We start from the raw sequence: 670 nt of genomic DNA, 5'->3' as shown, positions 1-670 counted from the left end.
CCTTTATCCAATAATCTGGGAAATGTATCATTAAGTGCGCTTTGGCGGAATTACTGGGGGCGAAGTGGAAATGCTAAAGATTACCAATTCAGTTATTCCAATAGCTGGCAACGCATCAGTTATACTTTCTCTGCCAGCCAATCCTATGATGAAAACGACAAAGAAGAGGAGCGTTTTAATCTGTTTATCTCCATTCCTTTCCACTGGGGGGATGATATTGCCAAAACACGTCACCAAATTAACTTATCGAATTCGACCTCATTTTCCAAAGATGGCTATTCCTCCAACAATACTGGAATTACTGGCATAGCCGGTGAACATGATCAGTTAAATTATGGTATATATGTTAATCAGCAACAACAAAATAATGATACCTCGCTTGGTACGAATTTAAGCTGGAGAACTCCCATCGCCATAATAGATGGCAGCTATAGTCATTCTAAAAACGCCTGGCAAAGTGGTGGAAGTATTAGTAGTGGATTAGTTGTCTGGTCCGGTGGTATTAATATCACTAACCAGTTATCCGATACATTTGCAATTCTGGATGCGCCTGGATTAGAAGGCGCGCATATTAATGGACAAAAATACAACCGAACAAACAGCAAAGGCCAGGTTGTTTACGACCCGATTATACCTCATCGTGAAAACCATCTGGTACTTGATATAGCAA

General features: G+C 40.4%; 1 protein-coding gene. It reads left to right on the top strand.

All coding sequences use genetic code 11. The features are described 5' to 3' along the window. Positions 1-670 (top strand): fimbria/pilus outer membrane usher protein (locus AC5O77_RS21915; protein ID WP_494507191.1); only part of this gene is annotated, 670 nt, incomplete at both ends.

The organism is Stenotrophomonas sp. INTA L402-1 (assembly GCF_059295135.1).
The sequence above is the reverse complement of the archived record's forward strand: the minus strand, read 5'-3'. Positions and strand labels throughout refer to the sequence as shown.